This is a genomic window from Pseudoalteromonas sp. T1lg75 (genome assembly GCF_002964705.1).
Taxonomy (GTDB): domain Bacteria; phylum Pseudomonadota; class Gammaproteobacteria; order Enterobacterales; family Alteromonadaceae; genus Pseudoalteromonas.
Window position 1 is genome coordinate 167,923 of record NZ_PQCD01000053.1, and the last position, 22,039, is coordinate 189,961.

General features: G+C 49.8%; 22 protein-coding genes. 14 read left to right on the top strand and 8 right to left on the bottom strand.

Annotation, left to right across the window (positions count from 1 at the left end):
* Nucleotides 1-128: 128 nt before the first annotated feature.
* On the bottom strand, nt 129-611 hold the full coding sequence (smpB, locus tag C2M36_RS13370) for an SsrA-binding protein SmpB (RefSeq protein WP_105255315.1): 483 nt from the start codon (nt 609-611) through the stop codon (nt 129-131).
* 163 nt (nt 612-774) lie between these two features.
* Between smpB and C2M36_RS13375 the strand changes: the two genes are divergently transcribed.
* Nucleotides 775-1,215 carry a type II toxin-antitoxin system RatA family toxin gene (locus C2M36_RS13375; protein WP_105255316.1) on the top strand — a complete coding sequence of 147 codons (441 nt, stop codon included), beginning with the start codon at nt 775-777 and terminating at the stop codon, nt 1,213-1,215.
* The gene (locus tag C2M36_RS13380) at nt 1,215-1,547 is read left to right on the top strand and encodes an RnfH family protein (protein ID WP_105255317.1); all 333 of its coding nucleotides are present in this window, start codon (nt 1,215-1,217) and stop codon (nt 1,545-1,547) included. Before C2M36_RS13375 ends, C2M36_RS13380 begins: the two co-directional genes overlap by 1 nt.
* 65 nt (nt 1,548-1,612) lie before the next feature.
* On the opposite strand, the gene C2M36_RS13385 is transcribed toward C2M36_RS13380, so the two are convergent.
* Nucleotides 1,613-1,975: an outer membrane protein assembly factor BamE gene (locus tag C2M36_RS13385; RefSeq protein ID WP_105255318.1), complete on the bottom strand. Its 363-nt coding sequence runs from the start codon at nt 1,973-1,975 to the stop codon at nt 1,613-1,615.
* Between the two features lie 268 nt (nt 1,976-2,243).
* On the opposite strand from C2M36_RS13385, the gene C2M36_RS13390 reads away from it, so the two are divergent.
* A complete protein-coding gene (locus tag C2M36_RS13390) occupies nt 2,244-2,543 on the top strand; it encodes a GIY-YIG nuclease family protein (RefSeq protein WP_105255523.1) in 300 nt (99 codons plus the stop codon).
* Here the strand turns inward: C2M36_RS13390 and C2M36_RS13395 are convergent.
* The 3 genes from C2M36_RS13395 to ilvC all read right to left on the bottom strand — a co-directional run bounded on the left by C2M36_RS13395 (nt 2,494) and on the right by ilvC (nt 6,218).
* A complete protein-coding gene (locus tag C2M36_RS13395; RefSeq protein WP_105255319.1) occupies nt 2,494-3,384 on the bottom strand; it encodes a M20/M25/M40 family metallo-hydrolase in 891 nt (296 codons plus the stop codon). The two genes, C2M36_RS13390 and C2M36_RS13395, sit on opposite strands and share 50 nt — an antisense overlap.
* Nucleotides 3,381-4,550: a tetratricopeptide repeat protein gene (locus C2M36_RS13400; protein WP_105255320.1), complete on the bottom strand. Its 1,170-nt coding sequence runs from the start codon at nt 4,548-4,550 to the stop codon at nt 3,381-3,383. The genes C2M36_RS13395 and C2M36_RS13400 overlap by 4 nt, the downstream gene beginning before the upstream one ends.
* Before the next feature lie 195 nt (nt 4,551-4,745).
* The gene (gene ilvC, locus C2M36_RS13405; protein WP_105255321.1) at nt 4,746-6,218 is read right to left on the bottom strand and encodes a ketol-acid reductoisomerase; all 1,473 of its coding nucleotides are present in this window, start codon (nt 6,216-6,218) and stop codon (nt 4,746-4,748) included.
* A gap of 121 nt (nt 6,219-6,339) precedes the next feature.
* Here ilvC and ilvY point away from each other — a divergent pair, with 121 nt between their 5' ends.
* The 9 genes from ilvY to C2M36_RS13450 all read left to right on the top strand — a co-directional run bounded on the left by ilvY (nt 6,340) and on the right by C2M36_RS13450 (nt 17,206).
* Nucleotides 6,340-7,221: an HTH-type transcriptional activator IlvY gene (gene ilvY, locus C2M36_RS13410; RefSeq protein WP_105255322.1), complete on the top strand. Its 882-nt coding sequence runs from the start codon at nt 6,340-6,342 to the stop codon at nt 7,219-7,221.
* Between the two features lie 110 nt (nt 7,222-7,331).
* Entirely contained in the window at nt 7,332-8,162 is an 831-nt protein-coding gene (locus tag C2M36_RS13415; protein ID WP_105255323.1) for a MipA/OmpV family protein, read from the top strand.
* Between the two features lie 10 nt (nt 8,163-8,172).
* Nucleotides 8,173-8,544: a DUF3019 domain-containing protein gene (locus C2M36_RS13420; protein ID WP_158678949.1), complete on the top strand. Its 372-nt coding sequence runs from the start codon at nt 8,173-8,175 to the stop codon at nt 8,542-8,544.
* A 15-nt stretch (nt 8,545-8,559) separates the two neighbouring features.
* On the top strand, nt 8,560-9,252 hold the full coding sequence (locus C2M36_RS13425; protein ID WP_105255325.1) for a response regulator: 693 nt from the start codon (nt 8,560-8,562) through the stop codon (nt 9,250-9,252).
* 5 nt (nt 9,253-9,257) lie between these two features.
* A complete protein-coding gene (locus C2M36_RS13430; RefSeq protein WP_105255326.1) occupies nt 9,258-10,505 on the top strand; it encodes an ATP-binding protein in 1,248 nt (415 codons plus the stop codon).
* A gap of 144 nt (nt 10,506-10,649) precedes the next feature.
* A complete protein-coding gene (locus C2M36_RS13435; RefSeq protein ID WP_105255327.1) occupies nt 10,650-12,431 on the top strand; it encodes a DUF4856 domain-containing protein in 1,782 nt (593 codons plus the stop codon).
* Between the two features lie 127 nt (nt 12,432-12,558).
* Nucleotides 12,559-13,833, top strand: a complete 1,275-nt coding sequence (locus C2M36_RS13440) for an imelysin family protein (protein ID WP_105255328.1) — start codon at nt 12,559-12,561, stop codon at nt 13,831-13,833.
* A gap of 8 nt (nt 13,834-13,841) precedes the next feature.
* Nucleotides 13,842-16,049 (top strand): TonB-dependent receptor family protein, encoded by a 2,208-nt coding sequence (locus tag C2M36_RS13445; protein WP_105255329.1) that lies wholly within the window; start codon nt 13,842-13,844, stop codon nt 16,047-16,049.
* 173 nt (nt 16,050-16,222) lie between these two features.
* Nucleotides 16,223-17,206: a sterol desaturase family protein gene (locus C2M36_RS13450; protein ID WP_105255330.1), complete on the top strand. Its 984-nt coding sequence runs from the start codon at nt 16,223-16,225 to the stop codon at nt 17,204-17,206.
* A gap of 98 nt (nt 17,207-17,304) precedes the next feature.
* Here C2M36_RS13450 and C2M36_RS13455 read toward each other — a convergent pair whose 3' ends face one another.
* Together C2M36_RS13455 and C2M36_RS13460 are read right to left on the bottom strand one after the other, a co-directional pair.
* Nucleotides 17,305-17,571, bottom strand: coding sequence for a hypothetical protein (locus tag C2M36_RS13455; RefSeq protein ID WP_105255331.1), 267 nt, complete (start codon nt 17,569-17,571; stop codon nt 17,305-17,307).
* Between the two features lie 250 nt (nt 17,572-17,821).
* Nucleotides 17,822-19,396, bottom strand: a complete 1,575-nt coding sequence (locus C2M36_RS13460; RefSeq protein WP_105255332.1) for a cation:proton antiporter family protein — start codon at nt 19,394-19,396, stop codon at nt 17,822-17,824.
* 196 nt (nt 19,397-19,592) lie between these two features.
* Between C2M36_RS13460 and C2M36_RS13465 the strand changes: the two genes are divergently transcribed.
* Nucleotides 19,593-20,336, top strand: coding sequence for a sporulation protein (locus C2M36_RS13465; RefSeq protein WP_105255333.1), 744 nt, complete (start codon nt 19,593-19,595; stop codon nt 20,334-20,336).
* A 59-nt stretch (nt 20,337-20,395) separates the two neighbouring features.
* Nucleotides 20,396-20,845: a GNAT family N-acetyltransferase gene (locus C2M36_RS13470; RefSeq protein ID WP_105255334.1), complete on the top strand. Its 450-nt coding sequence runs from the start codon at nt 20,396-20,398 to the stop codon at nt 20,843-20,845.
* A gap of 35 nt (nt 20,846-20,880) precedes the next feature.
* Here the strand turns inward: C2M36_RS13470 and C2M36_RS13475 are convergent.
* On the bottom strand, nt 20,881-22,039 hold a 1,159-nt coding region (locus C2M36_RS13475; protein WP_199883050.1), incomplete at its 5' end, for an OmpA family protein.

Sequence of the window (22,039 nt, forward strand, 5' to 3'; positions counted from 1 at the left end):
GTGTAAAAAAATTTACATCATGGCGGTGACAAGCGCAGAAATAGGGGCTCGGACCGTTGGGGAGAAGGCTGATGGCGCAATATTTTGTTACTTAAAACGGGCATAAAAAAAGCGAACTTAGGTTCGCTTTATCTTGCTTTGTGTTTCATGACCCGCTCTTTTTCGCGAGCCCAATCTTTTTCTTTGGTATCAGCACGCTTATCGTGCATCTTCTTACCCTTGGCGAGGTAAAACTCCAATTTTACCCAGCATTTTTTCCAATACATGGCGGTGGCCACCAAGGAGAAACCCTCACGCTCGGTGGCACCGATCAAGCGATCTATTTCGCGCTTATTCAATAGCAACTTACGATAGCGCATGGGATCGCAAATGGTGTGGGTTGAGGCGCTGTTCAGGGGTTGGATTTGGCTCCCCAATAGGTAGGCTTCCCCGTTCTTAATATGAATATAGGTATCGGAGATATTGACCTTACCGGCGCGAATACTTTTCACTTCCCAGCCCTGAAGCTCAAGGCCAGCCTCGAATTTATCGTGTAAAAAATACTCATGACGCGCTTTTTTATTGAGCGCGATGGTATTTGAGGTCGATTTTGCTGTTTTTTTCTTTGCCATAATGGCGCCATTATACTGATTGTATGCGTATTTACACCAGTTTTTTATTGCCTCCCTGACGCTTTAAGTGGCGTGCTGTTTTCACCTTAACCGGGTGTGCAGCGAATGCCCCTTGGGGCTGGCCCTAAAGCTTGCTAGAATTGCGCTGTTGTGAGGAGAGGTTATGCCACAAATAGAAAAATCAGCGCTGGTGATGTATAGCAGCAAGGAAATGTTCGACCTAGTCAATGATGTCGATGCGTACCCTGAGTTTTTACCCCATTGCAGCGATGCCAAGGTGTTTTCAAAGCAGCACAATCATATGCGTGCTGGGTTGGAAATATCCAAGGCCGGACTAAAAAAGTGGTTTACCACCGAAAATACACTCGATGCTGAGCATCACACCATCGCCCTGGCGTTGGTGGATGGCCCCTTTAAGCATTTGCATGGCCATTGGCAGTTTAAGCCCTTGGATGAGCATGCCTGCAAGGTAAGCCTAAAATTGGAATTCGAGTTTGCCAGCAAGCTGGTGGAAATGGCTTTTGGTCGTGTTTTTAACGAAGTCGCGAAAAACATGGTACAGGCTTTTACCCAGCGCGCCAAAGTGGTTTACGGAGAGCGTTAATGATAGAAGTTGAAGTGGTATTTGCCTTACCCGATAAAGCGACCGTGCTCAGAGTTGAAGTGCCCAAGGGCAGCACCGCCGAAGAAGCGGTATTGAAATCGGGCATAGTGGAAAAATGCCCGGAAATTGATATGAAAAACCTGACCCTGGGTATTTGGAATCGCACCTGTAAGCTGGATACCGAGCTGAAAGCCGGGGATCGGGTTGAGATTTACCGACCGCTGATTGCCGATCCTAAAGAGGCGCGCCGAAAACGCGCCGAAAAAGCTAAGGAAGAAGGGCGTGCCAATAAAATCACCGGCGCCAAGGTAAAAAGCGATGACCCTAGCTAACTTGTAGACCAGTGACACAAAAAACGCGGCCATGGCCGCGTTTTTAGATCATCCCGATAATTTTGTTATTGTTCTAACGGGGTATTAAAGTCTTCTGGTTGTTCATAATCTTCCGAGCTGATGCTGGCAAGGCGATCATTGGCAAATTGCAGCGTAAGCTGTTTGCGCTGTTCGAACTTGCGACCAAGATTGAAAACATAAAGGTAATACCAGGTATCCTTGTCAAAGGCATCTTGCGCTACCGGCTTACCGAGCACGTAGAGTACTTGCTCGCGGGTCATATCGACACGTAATTTATCAACGTCGGATTGTTCTAGAAAGTTCCCCTGGGGAATATTGATGCGGTAGACCCAACTAGAGCATGCACTTAAACTACTGCACACAATAACGATGGCTGCTACCAGCGAAAACTGTTTAAACCACTGCATGTTCGATTATCAGTCCTTATTTGTTGTTGTTAGCATGATACCCATTCGACACCGAAGGTAAAGCGCGAAATCATAAATCATACCAATTCTGTTAAGTATGTGATCAGATATAGCGCTGGATAAATGTTGTGATAACAAGGCGGAATTTTTCTTATGTAGTTATTCTACATCGAAAAATTTCAACACAGTTAGCACGATATTTAGCCCGCTAGAGTGATTAGCTATTTAAGTGAATTGGTATAAGACCCTAACCGAGGTAATTAGTTTAATGAGTCTAGAGAAATCCGAGTCTTGGTGGTTGTATATTGTGCAAACAAGATACGGCCATTGGTACACCGGAGTCAGCAATAATGTTGCTAAACGCCTGCAAGCGCATGAGCGGGGGAAGGGAGCCAAAAATCTAAAGGGCAAGGGGCCGCTCACCCTGGTATTCACCATGCCAGTAGGAACCCGAAGCGAGGCCTGTAAACTCGAAATCGAGGTTAAAAAACGCAGCCGTGCCGGCAAAGAAAAGTTTGTTAACGAACATGAAAACCATCGCACCCAGGTCCTAGCAGCTCCTCAATAAAGTGCGTTAACAGTTGCAATGTTTGCGCATAACGCTCGCTTTGGATCTGTTCTGGGGTGTCGCTCGATTGATGATAATGTGGGTCATCCGCCGAGGTGACAAAGATAAAGGGGAGTTTTTTTCTGGCAAAAGCCCAGTGGTCGCTGGCTCTTAACCAGTCGATGCGCTCACCATCAAGGCGGCGATTAATACTGCGGTTGCTCCTCGCCATTTGTGTTTTTAAGGAGCTGTTATCAAGCTGTGCCTTAGCCATGGGGCATAAATCTTCCCGGGTATAGAAAAACAGCCGGCTGTTGGCGCGCGGTAGATTAAGCATATCGAGATTAATATTTAGGCGTATTGCTTCATGGTCTTTGTTGTCGACGAAGTGCTTGGCGCCATGCAGGCCGTTTTCCTCGGCGTCGAAGGCGGCAAAGGTGATGCGTTCACGCTGCGGCAGCAGCTGCTCTGCTAGATAGAGGATGGCAGCGACGCCCGAGGCATTGTCATTGGCCCCAGGATAATGGTGACGCCCGGGTTTACCTAAGTGATCATAGTGGGCGCTTATTACCAGACAATCCCGTAGGCAATCGTTGCTGATGATATTGCGCCCCTGACCTTGTTGAAAAAAGCCCTGCTTAAACGCAAAAGGCTGTAACTGCGTTTGATAACCCAGTTGTTGCAATCGTGTTTGCACATAGTCCCCGGCTAGCGCACCGGTGTCGCTGCCAGCCTTGCGCCCGGCCAAGGCTTCGCTGCTGAGGTAGATCAGGTCTTTATGCCATTGCGCAGAGGGAGAGGCTAGGGCCAGATGCGAAGCAAACAGCCCCAGCACGACCATCAAGTAAAAATTTATTTTCATCGATTTTTTGCGATCAGTTCCAAGCTGGCCAGTTTGCCGCGATAGCGTAATTTATCATAGTCAAAATGCGCTCTTTTTTGCGCCATCAGTAAATACTTCCGCGTCGCCTTGATGTCACCCATTAAGTAGTAGGTGTGGGCCATGCCAAAATAGCTTTCGTGGATACGTTCATCCAGCTCGCGGGCCTTGCGAAAATGATTTAAGGCTTGGGCATATTGTTTTTGTACCAGGCTGTCGTTACCCAAGGCAATATGGTAGTAGGGGTTATTTCTGCGCAGTTGTGCCAGTTTGCGCTCTATGTCCTCGGCTAAGTGTGTACGCTCGGTCAGGCGATAAAGAATCGCCAGATTCCCGAGCGCGGTGTTGTTATCCTTGTCGATATTGATGGCGTATTGATAGGCGCTTTCGGCGCGCTCGAAATCATTGATGAGCCGATAGAGGATGCCTAGATTCCCCCAGCCGCCCGAGTAGTAGGGATCCATTTGCGTGGCGGCGTAAAAGTAGCTGTAGGCGCGTTCATAGTCTTGTTCAACTAGCGCCGCTGCGCCCTTGTTGTTATAAAACATGGCGGCGACACGCTCTTTGGTGATTTCCGTGGTTTTAAAATTGCCATCGGAGATATCCGGGGCAAAGTCCACAATGACCTCGCGCTCGGCATTGTAGAGCTCATACACTTCGTTTCGGCGACGCGGCTGATATAAGCGCAGGTTAATATGGCCGGTGAGTAGGTTATAGCCGCGATTAAGTGCCCAATATTCGGGGATATGCACGCGTTGAAATTGCCCCTTTAAACCCAAGTGCTCGGCCATGCTAAAGGCTAAAATGGACAGGGATAAACAGTTGGCATTGAGTTGTTTATAGGTTTGCGCTGCGGTCAGAGTGGCACCGGATTGGTAGCGCACGCTTTTGTCGCCATTTTCTAAAATAAGCATCATCAAGCGCTTGGTGGCGCTCAGATTACCAGAGCGGGTGGCGAAGGCGTTGTTTAACTGGGCCTGCATCGAACTATCGAGGGCGAATATTTCTTCTAGACTCTCCACCGGCTGCGCTTGGAACTGCGGGTGATACGCCAAGTTAATTGGTGGTGCGGGAAGCTCTTTGACTTGTGTGCTATTGCACCCCCATAACAAAATAAGCGGCATCACTAGGGTAATTAAGCTGCGCATACTAACCTCCACGGCTCAGGCATAGACATTACTTGGGGCCCAATCCTTGGAGCAAATACTAGTCTAAGTATAGTTTAGGTTGTCGTTTAGGCAGTTGGCTAATTGTTACAAAGCATGAATGGGTGATTGATTCGTAAAGAAAAAAGCCCAAAGTATCGACTTTGGGCACAAGGGAGTGACGGCTATTTATTGCGTCTAAACAATCTTTTTCATCGCAGACATATAGCTGCGCAGCTTAGTGCCGACGATCTCTACCGGGTGATTACGTAAAGCTGCATTCACCTGGATCAGGGCCTGGTTATCAACACCATTGTCCGTCTGCTCGAGGCCACGGCCGATAACATCCGTGTCTATGTTGCGCATAAAGGGTTGCAGCAGCGGCAAACAGGCGTGGTTATATAAATAGCAGCCATACTCCGCGGTGTCTGAGATGGTACGATTCATCTCATAAAGCTTTTTACGGGCTATGGTATTGGCGATAAGCGGTGTTTCATGCAGCGACTCATAATAAGCCGATTCGGCTTTGATGCCCGCCGCCGTCATGGTTTCATAGGCTAATTCTACGCCCGCCTTGACCATGGCTACCATCAAAATGCCATTGTCGAAAAATTCCTGTTCACTGATGTGCACATCGCTATTTTGCTGTTTCTCAAACGCCGTTTCTGCCGTTTGCGCACGCCAGCCCAGTAGTTTAGTGTCATTCTCGGCCCAGTCCGCCATCATGCCCTTGGAAAAGTCGCCGCTGATAATATCGTCCATATGCTTGTTATAAAGCGGGCGCATAATGGTTTTCAGGTCTTCGCTAAGGGTAAAGGCTCTTAATTTCGCCGGGTTACTGAGGCGGTCAAGCATATTAGTGACACCGCCGTGTTTAAGTGCTTCGGTGATCACCTCCCAGCCATATTGAATGAGTTTTGCCGCGTACCCGGGATCGATGCCTTTTTCCACCATTTTATCGAAACACAGCAGGGAGCCGGTTTGCAGCATGCCGCACAGTATGGTTTGCTCGCCCATCAGATCCGATTTTACCTCGGCAACAAAGGACGAAAGCAGTACGCCGGCGCGATCGCCACCAGTACCCGCGGCATAAGCCTTGGCTTGAGCCAGGCCCTTACCTTCAGGATCGTTTTCCGGATGCACGGCGATTAATGTGGGCACCCCAAAACCGCGTTTGTACTCTTCGCGCACTTCCGACCCCGGACATTTGGGAGCGACCATGATCACAGTAATATCGTCGCGGATCTGCTTGCCTTCTTCAACTATGTTAAAGCCATGGGAGTAGGCAAGAGTAGCACCTTGCTTCATCAGTGGCATAACCGCATCAACCACGGTGCTATGTTGTTTATCGGGTGTCAGGTTTAACACCAGATCCGCATCGGGGATAAGCTCTTCATAGGTGCCGACCACAAAACCATTTTCGCTTGCGTTTAGGAAAGATTGACGCTGCTCACTAATGGCCGACTCTCGCAGGGCATAGCTAACATTCAGGCCCGAATCACGCAGGTTTAAGCCCTGATTGAGGCCCTGGGCACCACAGCCGACAATGACCAGTTTTTTGCCAATGAGCACCTGGACGCCGTCGCTAAACTCGCTGCGATCCATAAATTCACATTGCCCTAATTGTGCCAGTTGCTCGCGCAAGGGTAGGGAGTTGAAGTAATTTGCCATTGTCCGTCCTCGAAAATAATAGTACTGCTGATAGGTCTGTTATTGACTGTAGGCAAAATAGCGTATTGCGTAAAATGATATATTTGCATTATTGTATTGCATATATTGAAACGAGGTGGCCATGCAACACAAACAACTGCATTACTTTTTGGCGCTAGCCGAGACCTTGCATTTTGGTCGTGCCAGTGAGCGCTGTTATATCAGCGACTCGACCTTAAGTCGCAACATTAAACAGTTAGAGCAGGAAGTGGGGTGTGAGCTGTTTGTACGTGACAACCGTCAGGTGCAGCTAAGTGCAGCGGGGGAGCATTTCACTCATTATGCTAAAAATACGCTGGCCCATTGGCAGCTGTTTAAAGCAAGCTTGAGCCAGGAGCAGGAGGTCGCCGGCGAGCTCAGTATTTTCTGCTCCGTCAGTGCTGCCTACAGCTTTTTAAATCCTTTGTTATCGGCTCTGCGTCAGCGCCATAGCAAGATTGAAATGAAATTACATACCGGCGATCCGGCTCAGGCGCTTGAGCGCGTGCTGGACCATCATGAGGATGTGGCCATCGCCGCCAAACCCGCACGTCTAGCACAGCAGTTGGCATTTTGCCGTTTAGGTTGGTCGGAGCTGGTGTTTATTGCGCCAAAAATTCCCTGCGAAGTGAGCCAACGTGTTAACCAGGGCGGGAAGATCGCCTGGGAGCACCTTCCCTTTATTATCCCAGAGCAGGGGGAGAATCGTAACCGGCTGATTAATTGGTGGCGAACAAGGCGAATCCAGCCGCCCATTTATGCTCAGGTCAGCGGTCACGAAGCCCTGGTTTCCATGGTGAGTTTGGGGCTCGGTGTGGCCTTGATCCCGCAGGTAGTATTAGAGAACAGCCCATTTAGTGATAAGGTACAAATAGTCAAAGTGGCTGACGCGCCACCGCCTTTTGAAATTGGCCTGGTGGCCTTGCAGCGGCGACTGTCCGAGCCGGTGATCGACGCCTGCTGGCAGGTGGCGGAGCAACTATAAATGGGGTTTAGGTGACCAAAACGGCGTGATTTGTTAACGATTGTTATTGCATACTGAACAAAACCTTGACTGTTGTTAGGATAGCGGCCTGTTTATTCTCGGGAAAGCATATGCGTTTAGGGCTTCATAATTCTGTGTTGAGTGCAGCTTTAGCTGCGTTGGGCTGCGGCGTGTATGCTAACGAGGTGCCGGTAGAACAATGGCACCTTGGCGTTAACATCGGTTACGGAGTGATGACCAACCCTTTGCATGGCGGTGACGATGTGCACTTGTATGTGGTTCCCGATGTCGCCTATTACACCGATACCTGGTATCTCGACAACAACCAGCTAGGCTACACCTTTGTCAATCAAGACGAGCATGTGCTCAGTGCCATTACCGAGATCAACCCGGAAACACGGTTTTTTGTCGACTGGCACCCCAGCAGTGTATTTGCGTTGCAACAAATAGACAGCAGCGCACCTTTGATAGCAGAGGGCCCGGCAAGAGTAAGAGTTGATGACCTGGATAAGCGTCATTGGGCCCTTGATGCCGGTTTTGAATATCATTATTTCACCTCAATTGGGCAGTTTCAGGCTAAGGCCTTGGCGGATGTCAGCGATGTTTATCGCGGCTGGCGGGCTCAAGCTAGTTGGCGCTGGGGGTATCGTTTCGAGCAATGGGTATTGGAGCCCAATATTGGCGTCAATTACAGCAGCCGCGAGCAAAATGACTATTTTTACGGCTTAAGCCGTGAAGAAACCGGTGGTTATGGCGCCATTGTCGTTGGTAGCAGTGTGCAGCCCTATGCTAAAATTGATGTCAGCTACCTAGTCGACGAACACAATGCGCTGCGCATGCACCTTGGCTACATTGACTATCATAGTCAAGCCAAGGCCAGTCCATTGTTTAAGGAGTCTTCCTCGTTGACCTTATTTATCGGTGTGAAGCACCTTTTTTAGCATGATGAGTTTGGCGGCGACAGCAGTGATCGGCAGTGCGGTGATAATGACCGCCATGCCTGCATTGGCAAACGAACTGCTGGAAATCTCGCCGCAATATTGTGTGGTAGAAAACAAAGAACAAGCCTGTACGACGCAGGTGAATATTCGCTGGACTTTGCCCCAAGCCATACCGGTGTGTTTGCTTGAAAACAACCGCACCTTGGGCTGCTGGCCCGCGCAGCAACAGGGGGTGTGGCAGTATAAAGCCGAGGTTCAGTTACCAGCCATATACTCCCTCACTCACGCGCACACAGGCGAATTAGTCGTAGATACCCAGCTGGAATTGCAAACGTTACGCAGCTCGCGCAGACGCTTACGTTCCGTATGGAGTTTTTTTTAATTCAGGAGTTGGCCCATGGCGAACATACTCTTAGTCGAAGACGACCTGGCTCTGCAAGAGCTAACCCGGGACTACTTGCAACAGAACAACCTCAATGTGGAGGTATTATCTCGTGGTGACGAGGTGATGGATTATGTGCAAAAACATCAAGTGGACCTGATGATTTTAGACGTGATGCTCCCAGGCAAAGACGGCTTTGCCGTGTGCCGCGAAGTACGAGACAAGTACTCCTTTCCTATTTTGATGCTGACCGCCAAGGGCGAAGACTTTGACCAGGTGATCGGCTTGGAACTGGGCGCCGATGACTATGTAATCAAGCCGGCAGAGCCCAGAGTATTGCTGGCACGCATCACCGCCTTGTTACGTCGTACCCAGGAGCAAGATAAGGCGGTACAAAGTGTGACCTTTGGTGAGCTGAAAATCGATAAAAACAGCCGCATCGTCACCTTAAAAGACACTGAAATCACGCTTACCTCACATGAATTCGAGCTTCTTTGGTTGCTCGCCAGCAATGCCGGTGAGGTGTTAAGCCGTGAATATGTGCACGAGCAAATGATTGGTCGTCAGTACGATGGTTTGGATCGCACCGTCGACGTGCGTATTTCGCGACTGCGTAAAAAGCTCGGCGATAACAGTGATAAACCCTATAAAATCAAGACGGTTTGGGGCCAGGGTTATCTCTTTGTTAGCGATGCATGGAGTGAATAACTAATTTGGGCAAGCTCTTTGTCAGCCTTTATTTATACATTATTGTCTCGCTGGTCATAGCGACCGGGGCCATAGAAAGGCTATGGCCCGCCGACGAGCAATCAACCCCATTGGCGATGGAGCTGGGCAATAACTTTAAGGCCCTGGCACAGAGCGAGCTCGGTCGTCAGTATATCAACAGTCAATACCCCATGCGCCAATTGCAGCGTAGCGACATTGCCTTGCCGGAGCAGGTGCAAGTGCGTCTGGAGCAGGCGCAGGCGGTGCATGTTTTCGATGCCGACGAGCATCTGCTTTGGTATGTCCCCCTAGATAATGAGCAATTACTGCAAATAGGCCCGGTGGAATTGCCTAAGGCTCCCGGTGAGAACTTTGTCGGCCCCTATTTGCTGGTGCTGCTGCTGGTGGGCGCTCCAGTTGGACTTTGGAGCCTGATGCTGTGGCGCGATTTTAATAAACTCAGTGAAACCTGTGCGCAGGTGGACGGGCGCACCGACATTAATGTCAGTAACATGGGTCGCTCCTTCTTGTTGCCCATCACCGATGCCTTGCAAGTGATGCAACGGCGTATTCACAGCCTGCTCAATGCTCAGCGTGAGCTCACCTCTTCGGTCTCTCATGAATTTCGTACGCCCTTGGCACGGCTCAAATTTGCTTTGGCCATGCTTGAGCAGGGCAGTGACGAAAAGCAGCAAAAGTATATGCAGTCTATGACCTCGGATATCACCGAATTGGAAAATCTGGTCAGTGAAATGCTGCACTATGCGCGTCTGGATGCACAAGGGCCAACCTTGGCGCTAGAGCTAGTCGACTTAAACGAGCTGGTCGATAACATGGTGGAAAAACTGAACTTTGATAGTAAGGTCCACATCGAGGTACTGCATGAGCAGCCGAATCTCTATCGTTGCGACCCGCACTTTTTAGCGCGTGCCCTACAAAACCTACTCGGCAATGCCTTAAAACATGCCCGCCACCATATTCAGGTGCGTATTTGCTCCAACGAGGAACAATGCGATGTCTGTATCGAGGATGATGGTGCCGGCATTGCCCCGTCAAAAAGGGCCGATATCTTCAAACCCTTTATTCGTCTAGATCAAAGTCGTGCCAAAAGCACCGGCGGCTATGGCCTTGGCCTGGCGATTACCGCAAAAATCGTGCAATGGCACCATGGTAAAATCAGCGTCGATAGCAGCGCCCTGGGTGGTGCCAAGTTCGTTATGTCTTTACCCCAACCCAAGTCAAAGCCCAGTTAGCTCCTGTTTCTTTCACTCGTCGTTATCAAAATTTATAACTAAATTTAAATAAACTAATAAATGATATTGATTGTTATTTGCGTATCGTTATAATGAGGCCCAATTACAAACAAGAATGATTATTATCTAACTTGGGATGACAACATGAACTTGCGCAAATCTCTTATTACCACTGCTGTACTTGCGGCAACCTTAGGCCTAACTGCTTGTGGCGGTGGCTCTGGCTCTGATAATGACGGCGGTACTCCTCCGGCAAACCAAGCACCTACCAATATCACTGTTTCAGCCAGCTCGGTTAATGACGACCTAGTAGGTGGCGTAGTGGGTACGCTGAGCGCAACGGATGACAGCACCTCGGGTTTAACCTTCTCTTTAGCGGCCGACGAGGCCTTGTTTGAAATCGTTGACGGCACCACGCTAAAGCTAAAAGAGGGGATTGCCCTTAACTTTGAACAGCAAAGCGATGCCACAGTAACAGTCACGGTAACCGATGCAGGTGGTTTAACCTTTAGCAAAGAAATCACCATCAGCGTGGCCGATGTGGATAGCGAAAACGGCGTAAACATCTATGAGTTCGACTCTAAATTAGGTGCCGGTTCATCGGTTTCTTACGGCGGCCAAATTGCTCGCCACGCACTGTCGGCTGAAATTAAGCACTATATCGGTCAGTTAACCGGTGACTATGTGACCACTAATAGCCTTACTGGAGACATGGTAAAAGCGCGTTTGCATGCCCTTTGGGGTGACGTTGACGGTTCATACGAGGTAGTGAAGGATGACAGCCTGAGTTTCCTTGGCGATATCGACACGGTACAACACTCATTTGCGGACATTTCATCTTCCGGCAAAGAGCTGAGCGCTAAAGTCGCTGGTAACGATCCGTCTAAAATGCACAAAGCCTGGCAGGAAGAAGGTAACTTCCTGGGTTGGACTGACTTCGGTACACAGGCAAAAACGCCTGAAGGTTTGATTTTCCATTACTTTGATTTGTTGGCCGCCAACATCGATAAATACAATGGCGGTGAAATCCTGTTAGACCCTGCGGGCAACACCATCACAAAGCTTTATATCACAGAGTCTGGTTTAGACTTAAACCAGTTAATTCAAAAGCACACCCTGGGCGCCCTGATGTTCTCTCAAGGTACCGATGATTACCTAGAAGAAAGCATCGGCTTTAATACCGAAAATGTTGTTGATAACGTCAATGCCGATGATGGTGCCGCCTACACCACATTAGAACACCACTTCGATGAAGGTTTTGGTTACTTCGGTGCGGCGCGTAACTACCTGGAATACAGCGACGATGAAATTGCAGGGAAAGGCGGTCGTGAGGCGTTTGCTTCAGGCTACAACGATTATTCGGGCGACACTCTAATCGACCTTAAGTTAGAATATAACTGGGGTAACTCGACCAATGCCGCCAAACGTGACCGTGGCGCCACGGTAACGACGGACTACTCGGCGGCGGCCATGAATGCCTTTATCGCCGGTCGTAAGATTATCAACGATAACGTAGGCTCTGCGCTTAGTGCCGAGCAAATGGATGCCCTAAAAGTACAGCGTGATATCGCCGTAGCCAACTGGGAAAACGCCATTGCCGCCACCGTTGTGCACTACATCAACGAAGTTCATGCCGACTTAGCCGTTGTTGCCGCAGGTACTTACACGGCGGATGATTTCGCTAACCTAGCCAAGCATTTCTCGGAAATGAAGGGTTTTGCCATGAACTTCCAGTTCAGCCCATTCTCGCCGTTCAATGCCGAGGCCAATGCCGGTAAATTTGGCGAGTTGCACGGCTTGCTGGGTGATATGCCGGTACTGACCGATGAGACTGCTGTCGCGGATTATCAAGCCGATCTTATGGCGGCGCGTGAGTTACTACAAAGCATCTACGGCTTTAAAGCCGACAATGTTGCTAACTGGTAAGCAATGAAACACGGCAATACGCCAAAATAATATTTCCAAAGGTTAGTCGCGAGTTAAATCGCGCCTAGCCTTTTGTCGTTTTCAGCATCTCCCAATAAAATGGGAGTTTGGCCAAATAGGATGAATCATGACTACTGCGAATTTTCGCGTTAAAACTCTGGCACTCGCCTTGACCCTGGCCCTAGTGGGATGTGGCGAGAGCACTTCAAGCTCGCAGGGCGAAGGCTTTAATAACGGTGGCGATCAAGGGGCTATCACTAACCCGACTTCATTCGATGAAGCCGAGCTGGTTGCCAGCTTGGTCGATAACGTTATTACGCCGGCTTACACCTTGTTTTATACCCAAGCGCAAACCCAGCGTACGGCCATTGCCGATTATTGCGCCCTGGAGCAGGCGAGCATAGAAAGCAGCTCGGAGCAGGCCTTAGCGGCGATGAGCACAGCGCAAAATGCCTGGCTTGATACCATGGGCGCCTGGCAACAGGTTGAAGTGATGCAAATGGGACCACTCCTTAGCAACAGTGGCGAGCTGCGTAACCGTATCTATTCGTGGCCCGCTATTAGCCGTTGCGGCATCGACCAGGATGTGGCCTATCATAAGGACGGAGTGATCAACCTGGACCCTAATCGTCCGTACGATATCAGCACCCGTACCGCCACGCGCCGTGGCCTGTTTGCGTTGCAACATGTGCTATTTAACCCCCAGTACGACCATCATTGCAGCATCGCCAATGAAGCCTTGGCTGATTGGAATAGCCTAACCGAGCTGGAGCGTAAGGTGGCCCGCTGCGAATACGCCGTTACCGCTGCAGACGATCTGATCGTTTCTGCCGAGGAGCTACTTAATAAGTGGCAGGGTGACAATGGCTTTGCGGTGCAGTTGAAAACCGCCGGTGAGCCGAGCTCTCAGTTTGAAAACGCCCATGTTGCCTTGAATCATATCTCCGATGCTATGTTCTACCTGACCGAAATGGTGAAGGATAAGAAGTTGGCCGAGCCCATCGGCATCTTACCTAACTCCTGTGGTACTTCGGCCTGTGCCGAGGACGTGGAAAGCTTTGATGCGAAAAGCTCACTTGCCAATATTCAGGCCAACCTGCTGGCTTTCGAAGCCCTGTTAGTGGGTCAACAGCAAGGTCAGGAGGCCCTAGTCGGTTTTGACGATTACCTGGATGAAGAGCAGGCGACGGCCACCAAAGAGCGCATGTTGCAAGCCATTAGCGAGACCAAGGCAGCCATTGCCGCCATCGACTCGAGCCTGGCCAGCGCGCTTATCGACAATGAGCAGCAGGTACGTGACGTTCATACCAAGGTGAAAGCCATCACCGATGAGCTGAAAAACGACTTTATCAACGAACTTGCCCTTGAGCTTCCGGCTACGTCGGCCGGCGATAACGACTAAGGAAGACCATGAATTACAGTAAATTAGCCTTAGCCGTAGGCATTGCGGCACTGGGCTTTAACGCAGTTGCCGAAGAAAAAAAATCGCTTGAGCATATTCAGATAATCAGCCACCACGATAAGTTGCGTACCGAAGCCGGCTCCGCGACTTTGATCGGCGAAGAACAACTGGAAGAGTTTGAGTTCGACGATATTCACCGTGTGCTTTCTCAGGTACCAGGCGTCAACATTCGTGAAGAAGACGGCTTTGGTTTACGTCCGAATATAGGTTTTCGCGGTGTGACTCCCGAACGCAGTAAGAAGATCACTATCTTGGAAGACGGCGTGTTAATAGGCCCTGCTCCTTACTCGGCGCCGGCGGCCTACTACTTCCCGGTAACCACGCGCATGACCGCGGTGGAAGTATTTAAAGGTCCAGCGGCCATTAAATATGGCCCGCAAACCGTGGCCGGAACACTGAATCTGGTTAGTCGTCAGGTGCCCGATTATGCCACCGGTGGTATTGATTTGGCCGTGGGCGGCGATGGCTATAACAAGGCCCATGGTTACTATGGCGACCGTCAGGGTAACTTTGGCTTCTTGGTTGAAGGGTTGCACCTGGAGAGTGATGGCTTTAAGGAACTCGATGGCGGCGGCGACACCGGCTTTGAAAAAGACGACTTTTTGGTGAAGCTTGATTATCAACTTGATGGCCAGCGATTCGACCAACGTTTTGAGCTCAAGCTTTCTTATGCCGATGAATTATCGGATGAAACCTATCTGGGTCTAACCGACCGCGATTATGCAAAAAATCCATACCGTCGTTATGCGGCGTCGCAACCGGCGCAAATGGATACAAAGCACACCCAGGTGATGTTTACTTACCAGCTGAGTGCTCAGGACTTTGACCTGACCACCCGTGTATATCGCAACGATTATGAGCGCGCCTGGCTTAAGCTTAACGGCGTTGGCAACACCAGTGCCAGTCTGTCCGATATTCTTGCCAGCCCAGAGGAGTTTGCAGAGCAGTATCAAGTGATCACTGGTGAGCGCAACTCAGTGGTGGCCGGTGAAACCACCTATTACCTAACCATGGGCACCAATGACCGCGAATACTATTCGCAGGGGATTCAGGTCGATGGTAACTGGCGTACGGCCTTGTTCGGCATGGATCACAAGGTGTCCTTTGGGGTGCGTTTCCATCAGGACGAAATAGAACGCAACCATTTCGAAGACATCTATGCCATGGTGGATGGTTTTAACACGAGAGTCGCCGATACCCGATATTTCACCACGGAGAACACCGAGTCGACCGATGCCTGGTCGGTGTACCTGGAAGATCAGGTGACCTTAGGCCAGCTTACCTTGGGCTTGGGCGTGCGCGGTGAGCTAATGGACATGGACTACCAAAACGACAAGCCGGACTTGGCCGACGACTACCAGCAAAAGACCACTCGCATCTGGCTGCCGGGCGTCAGCGGTTTTTATCAGTTGAACGACAACAGCGGTTTATTATTCGGTGTCCATCAGGGCTTTGTGCCGTCGAGCCCAGCGGCGCCGGTACGTGCCGGTGAAGATGACTTTGAAAAAAGCGTGAACTACGAGTTCGGTGGTCGCTTTAACGATGGCGTGACCAGCTTTGAAGTGATCGGCTTCTTCAACGATTATTCGAATTTGATCGAAAGCTGTGGTCAGTCAAACTGTGGGTCTCAAGGCCAGCTTGACCGTGAGTTTAGCGGCGGTGAAGTGGATGTATGGGGTGTTGAGTCGCAATTGGCGCAAACCTATCCGCTGAATCTGCATCTGGATATACCCATGAGTCTGACCTACACCTACACGCAAAGCGAATTCAAGGAGGAGTTGTTCTCCGAGTTCGTGCAGTGGGGTCATATTCGCAAGGGCGATCGTTTGCCTTATTTGCCGACGCACCAGGCTACTCTAAGCATTGGCTTGGCACATCAGGACTGGGCCCTGGATATGCTGGTTAAGTATGTCAGCGATATGCCGGAGACCGCCGGTGTCGGGTATGAGGGCTTCGACCTGGCTCTGGCAGGGGAAGAAGTACCGGCCACGACCGTGGTGGATTTGGCTGCCCATTACGAGCTCGGTCAATATGGCCGCTTGTATGCCAAGGTTGATAATTTGTTCGATCAGGATAAGATTATCAGCCGCCGCCCGTACGGTGCTCGCCCAGGCAAGCCTCGTACCCTGTCGCTAGGCTACAAGTATCAATTCTAATACCAATTCTGTTAAGTATGTGATCGGATATAGCGCTGGATAAATGATATGATCACAAGGTGGAATTTTTCTTATGTAGTATTCTACATAAGAAAATTCCAACACAGTGGGCATGAATTTAGCCCGCTAGAATGATTAGCTATTTAAGTGAATTGGTATACTTAGGAAGGGTCATGCTCGAGACAATTTGGCAAAGTGTTTTACAAACGCCCGATTATCTTTTTGATGCCAATAAACGCATTTTTATTGGTTATATCATCATGGCCCTGCTATTAGCCCTGTTTGTTTATGCCAGGCGCAAAGGCAAAGCCTCGCCACGAGGTTTTTTGCGCTACGTGTTTGCAAAAAAAATCTGGTGGGCCCCCAGTGCCCGCCAAGACTACCAACTCTGGATTTACAACCGTATCCTCAAGACGCTGCTTTTTGCCCCTGTGGTTCTGACCATGGTGCCGATAGCACTTGGGACAACCGAGGTGCTCGAGGCCGCATTTGGCCAACATAAGCCCTTGGCGGTAAGCGAGACAAGTGTGGTGGTCATCTTTACCATCTTGTTGTTTTTAGCCGATGATTTCTCTCGTTTTATTCTTCATTATGCGTTGCATAAAATTCCGTTTTTATGGCACTACCACAAGGTTCATCATTCCGCCAAGGTGCTGACGCCTTTTACCATTTATCGCTCCCATCCGCTGGAAAGCTACCTTTATGCCTGTCGTATGGCCTTATCACAGGGCCTAGTGGTAGGGCTGTGTTATTACCTCTTCGGTAACACCTTATCTATGTTCGATATCTTGGGCGCCAATGTCTTCGTTTTTGCCTTTAATGCCATGGGCTCTAATTTACGTCACTCCCATGTCTGGTTGAGTTGGGGCAAGGGCGTTGAAAAGTGGTTTATTAGCCCGGCCCAACACCAGATCCATCACAGTGACAATCCGGTGCATTTTGATACGAATTTAGGTTCCGCTTTGGCAATTTGGGACAGGTTGTTTGGCACCCTGATCCGCGCCGACGAGGTGGGTAAAATCACTATTGGCGTTGGTCAGTATGATGCCGGCCACCATTCTATTTGGGCAATTTACAGCAAACCTGTTGTCGACTCCTTTGCCACTTTAGTGCCGCGACGCTTTAAAAGTCGGGCACAAAAACAGCCTGAATCTTAACCGGCTTAAGCTCAGGGTGTAATAATAGAGAGTGGGGAAAAATAGGCTGGCGACGGGCATTGCCAGCCTATTAAATGAGGGAGTAGGCCCTCACTAAACTAGTGGTATGTTTTGGCTTTGGCAAAGCCTAATTCTGTAAGCTGACTTATCAACCCAGGATCGTCCAAACGCTCCGGTGTGCTGTTGGCACGCATGGCATGATCTTTTGGCACCTGATAAACATCCAGCATCTTTTGGAATAACACATAACGTAAGTACTGAGGTGTTACTCCCGCATCTTGAATGGAATCAAGCTGCAATTGCACTTCTTGTAATTGTTGTGCATCTCGGTCTTGCAATGTCGTCATCTTTTTGTTGATGGACATACTACCTCCTACCTAGGTGCTGCGCAAAAATCGTCCTCAATGCTGGCGTAAGCGAACACAAATTTGTGTTAAAAATAGAGACTTACATCAGCGTAAGAATTAAGTGTACTCCTTTTTTCGCTGCTATGACCAGTTGCCGTGTAAAGCTTTGTAAATAGCCTGGCAGAAGGCCTGGCTTTATGTCGTGCGGAGGGGAAATCAGGTGATAACACAAAGGCTTGCGTTATCACCTAAAGACAGTGGAATGGGTCTAGCTGAGGGCGATTTTGGCCTTCACGTGTTCGGCGAAACCGCTACCGGCTTCCAAATAGAAGTTGTAGGTAGAGTCCACACCCAGCTCTCGCAATTCTTTTTGTTGGTCCGGGTAATTGGCGATGGCGGTCACCTGACCTTTATAACCGGAGGCCTTGAGCTGCTGTAGCGCCAAAATATTTTGGTTGTGTTTGGGCATGGCTAACATAACCATTTCCACCTGCGAGTGGTTCAGTCGTTGCCAAAAATCCGGATCCGTGGCATCGGCGGTCAAGGCCCGGCGTCCGCGCTTAACATGGCGGGCAACCACTTCCGGTTTGATATCGATACCGGCCACCGCATCGGGAAAGCTTGCGGCGATGGTTTCATAGGCACCGGTGCCGATACGACCCATGCCGAAGATAACGATACGGGTGTTGTGAAGATTCACCGGCAGCTCTTCTTCCAAGCGCGTATCGCTTTCAAAGCGCAGCAGCCAGTTTTCCATACGGACATAGATTTCGTTGGCGCGCGCATTCAGCGGTGAGGCAATAATAAAGGTGACGGCCACCGCCGTGGCTACGACCGCCAACCATTGTGAAGATACCCAGCCGCTGCTGGCGGCCACCGCACAGACGATAAGGCCAAATTCGCTGTAGTTGGCCAGGGTAAAGGCGCTAAGCAAGGAGGTACGGGCGCGCAGGCGCACCGAGTTGGTCAATGCGTAATAGAGCATCACTTTTACGCCCAGTACCGACACAATCAGCAGGGCCGCGACTACCGCACTAAAGGTCAGCTCGGCGTTTAAGCCTATGGTCAAGAAAAAGCCAACCAAGAGGATATCTTTAAAGCTTAATAAGGACTTGGCCAGTTCACCGGCCTTTTTATGGCTGGCAAACATCATGCCCAGAATAAGGGCGCCGAGATCCCCTTTAATCCCCGCAAACTCAAAGGCCTGGTAACCGGCTACCAGGGCGAAGAAAAATCCGAACAAGGGGAGCAGCTCACCGTGTTTGGAGCGGTTGAGGATCCAGAACATGACAGGGCGAACCAGCGGCAATAATACCAGCAAGGCCAAAGCCCAGTAATTGGGCATCTTGCCGGTGCTGGCGACTAAAAACAGCACCGCAAAAATATCCTGCATAACCAAGATACCGATGGAAATCTTACCGTGCAGACTGGCCATCTCACCGCGGTCTTCCAAGACCTTAACGGCAAACACAGTGCTTGAGAAACTAAAAGCAAAACCCAACAATAAGGCGGTTTGCCAATTTAACTCCACGAACAAGGGCAGAGCAAAAACACCAAGCAGCAATAACAAACCGCCAAAAAGCGCCGTACTTAAAACGATATGCGCCGTTGCCGGGACCCAGACCTGCACCTTCATTAAACTGGATACCTTCAGTTTCAGGCCGATACTAAAGAGCAGCAGGGTGATCCCCAAATCAGCAATGCTATTTAACAGCTCCGTGGTTTTATAGCCGGCGAAATGCAAGACAAAGCCGGCAATTAAAAAGCCCACCATAGGCGGAAGTTTTACCTGGTAGGCGGCGAAACCGCAGACAAAAGCAATGGCAAAAAAGATGAGTTCCATAGATTTCTTTTTATAGTCGATATGCTCACAGTGTAGCGAAAGCCTGGCTTGATGAAAATACGTTACCTTAGAGTTCAATGACTAAGGTCATAGCGGGTAAAAATTTTCAATATTTGTCGTTAACCTAAAGTTTTCACTGACAAGGCTGTAAAAATGTGGTTAAGATGCGAAAAAGGATCTTCAAACAGGAGTAGTTATGTTTAAAAAAATCCTGGCTTCAGTTGGCATTGGTGCGGCGAAAGTAGACACAGTGCTACAAACCGAGCATTTGCACCCTGGACAAAAATTTCACGCCGAAATCATTATTAAAGGCGGCGATGTCGAGCAAGATATTTCCGGTCTGGAATTGGCATTAATGACCCGTGTTAAGGTAGAGGCGGATGATGGCGCTTATTTTGCCAATCATATTATCGATAAGTGGCGGGTGAGTGAAAAGCTGACATTACAACCGGGTGAGGAGCATCGTATTCCGTTTGAAGCGAGACTGCATTCGGAAACGCCGATCACTGAGTTTAGTGCCGGTTATCACCAGACTCAGGTGTGGATTCAAACCGGTTTGAATATTGATTTGGCGCTTGATGCCAGTGACCGTGATGTGTTGCACATCTATCCTAATGAGGCGGTTAAAGCCTGCATGCAGGCCATGGATAAATTGGGCTTCTCCTTGGTGAAAGCGGATGTGGAAAAGGGGTATTTACGTGCCCCCAGCTTCCAGTCAACCTCTGGTTGTTATCAGGAATTGGAGTACCGCCCGGGGAATCGTGGCATGTTCGGTATTCAGGAAGTGGAGCTCTCTTTCGTCCCCGAGGCGCATAAGACCCATGTACTTATCGAGCTTGACCGAGCGTTTCGTGCCGATGGTTACATCGACCTAACCATAGAGCATGATCATGTAAACCTATCGCAGATTTGCGATCAGCTTGAGCGTTTAATTCACTGATAACATTTGGTAATTAATCAAAAGCCCGGCTCAGCTGGGCTTTTTTGTCGGAGCAATCCATGAGTATTTTATGGCGGCATAAACATTTTAATGAGCTAAGCCTAGATGAACTTTTCACCCTGATGCGGGCTCGCGTCGATGTGTTTGTGGTGGAGCAAAACTGCCCTTATCCCGAGTTAGATGATGCCGATATTGCAGCGGATACATTGCATCTGATGGGGTATCAAGACGGCCAGTTATGCGCTTATGCCCGTTGTATAAGTAAAGGGGAAAACCTAGCCATAGGACGGGTGCTTTGTGTCGATAGATGGCGTGGGCAGGGGGTTGCTAAGGAGCTGATGAATGAGGCCCTGTCTCTGTGCCACAGTCACTTTCCCGGGCGCACCGTGGTGCTGAGCGCACAAACCTATTTGCTCGACTTTTATCGCGGCTTTGGCTTTGAAACCCAAGGCGAGCGCTATTTGGAAGATGGCATAGAGCATCAGGATATGCAGCTAATCGGTCAATAGCAGCGCCCATAAAGGCGCTGCAACCCTTACTCTAACTATTCAAAATGCACCCAGGTGATCCTTTGCTCTCGCGTGGCTTCAATAGTCTCGACAGTGGGTGCTTCTGCTTTGCAACAGCGAATCGCTAAGGTAAGTTCAATATGGCGCTCATCCACCCCTCTGGCAATTAGCTCCTGTACTATGATGGCAGAGCGGTGATGCGCCAGTAGCGTATTATATTGCTCGCTGCCAAAACCGTCGGTTTCTCCTATCACAGTGATGGGAGCTGCATGATGTTGATATTTGGCCACAATCTCATCAAACATGCCTTGTTGCTCTTTATGGATGAGCGAACTTGCGAAGTCGAAATAAAAAATAAAGGTGCCAGGCTCAGCCTTTGGCCTCTCTATAAAATTATATTCCACATTGGGCACGTTTAGACCAAGCACGGCAAAGTGAAATCCGTCATATTCCAGTGAGTTGAGCTCTTCATGGGTGGCAAATTCGATGCCATCTGTTGAGTAAATATCAACCCGAGTAAGACTGGTTTGCGGCTGGGCGGTAAGTAAATGTGTTGTGGTACCGGCATTTAGCTTATCAGGCGCCCCAATCTGTAATATTGGGCGAGTTAACGCTGGTAAGGCAACGGGGCCTTGGTATGGTGTTGCCGTTGGCACAGCCCGTGGCACTGCCGTTGGCACTTTAATTGGGACCATCGCTGGAGCCGTAACTATTTGCGGTGTTTTAGGCGGCACCGCAATGGGCCTCTTCATCGGCACGGCGATGGGCTTTTTACCGGGCGTGGCAATAAGCTCAGGGGTCAGGACAGGCCTTGGCACTTTTTGTTTTATAGGCGTGGGCACGGCCACATCGGCTTTATTGGGTACCGAGTAGCCAGTGTTGGCACCCGTACTAGTGGGGGTCGGTGTTTTCTGCTCGATGGGCGTAGGCACGGCTACATCGACTTTATTGGGCTCCGGGTAGCCCGTGCTGGCACCCGTGCTAATGGGCGTCGGTGTTTTCTGCTCGATGGGCGTAGGCACGGCTATATCGACTTTATTCGGTTCCGGGTAGCCCGTGTTAGTCGGCGTCGGTGTTTTTTGTTCGATGGGTGTCGGCACGGCCACATCGGCTTTATTGGGCTCCGGGTAGCCGGTGCGAGTCGGCGTCGGTGTTTTTTGTTCGATGGGTGTCGGCACGGCCATATCGGCTTTA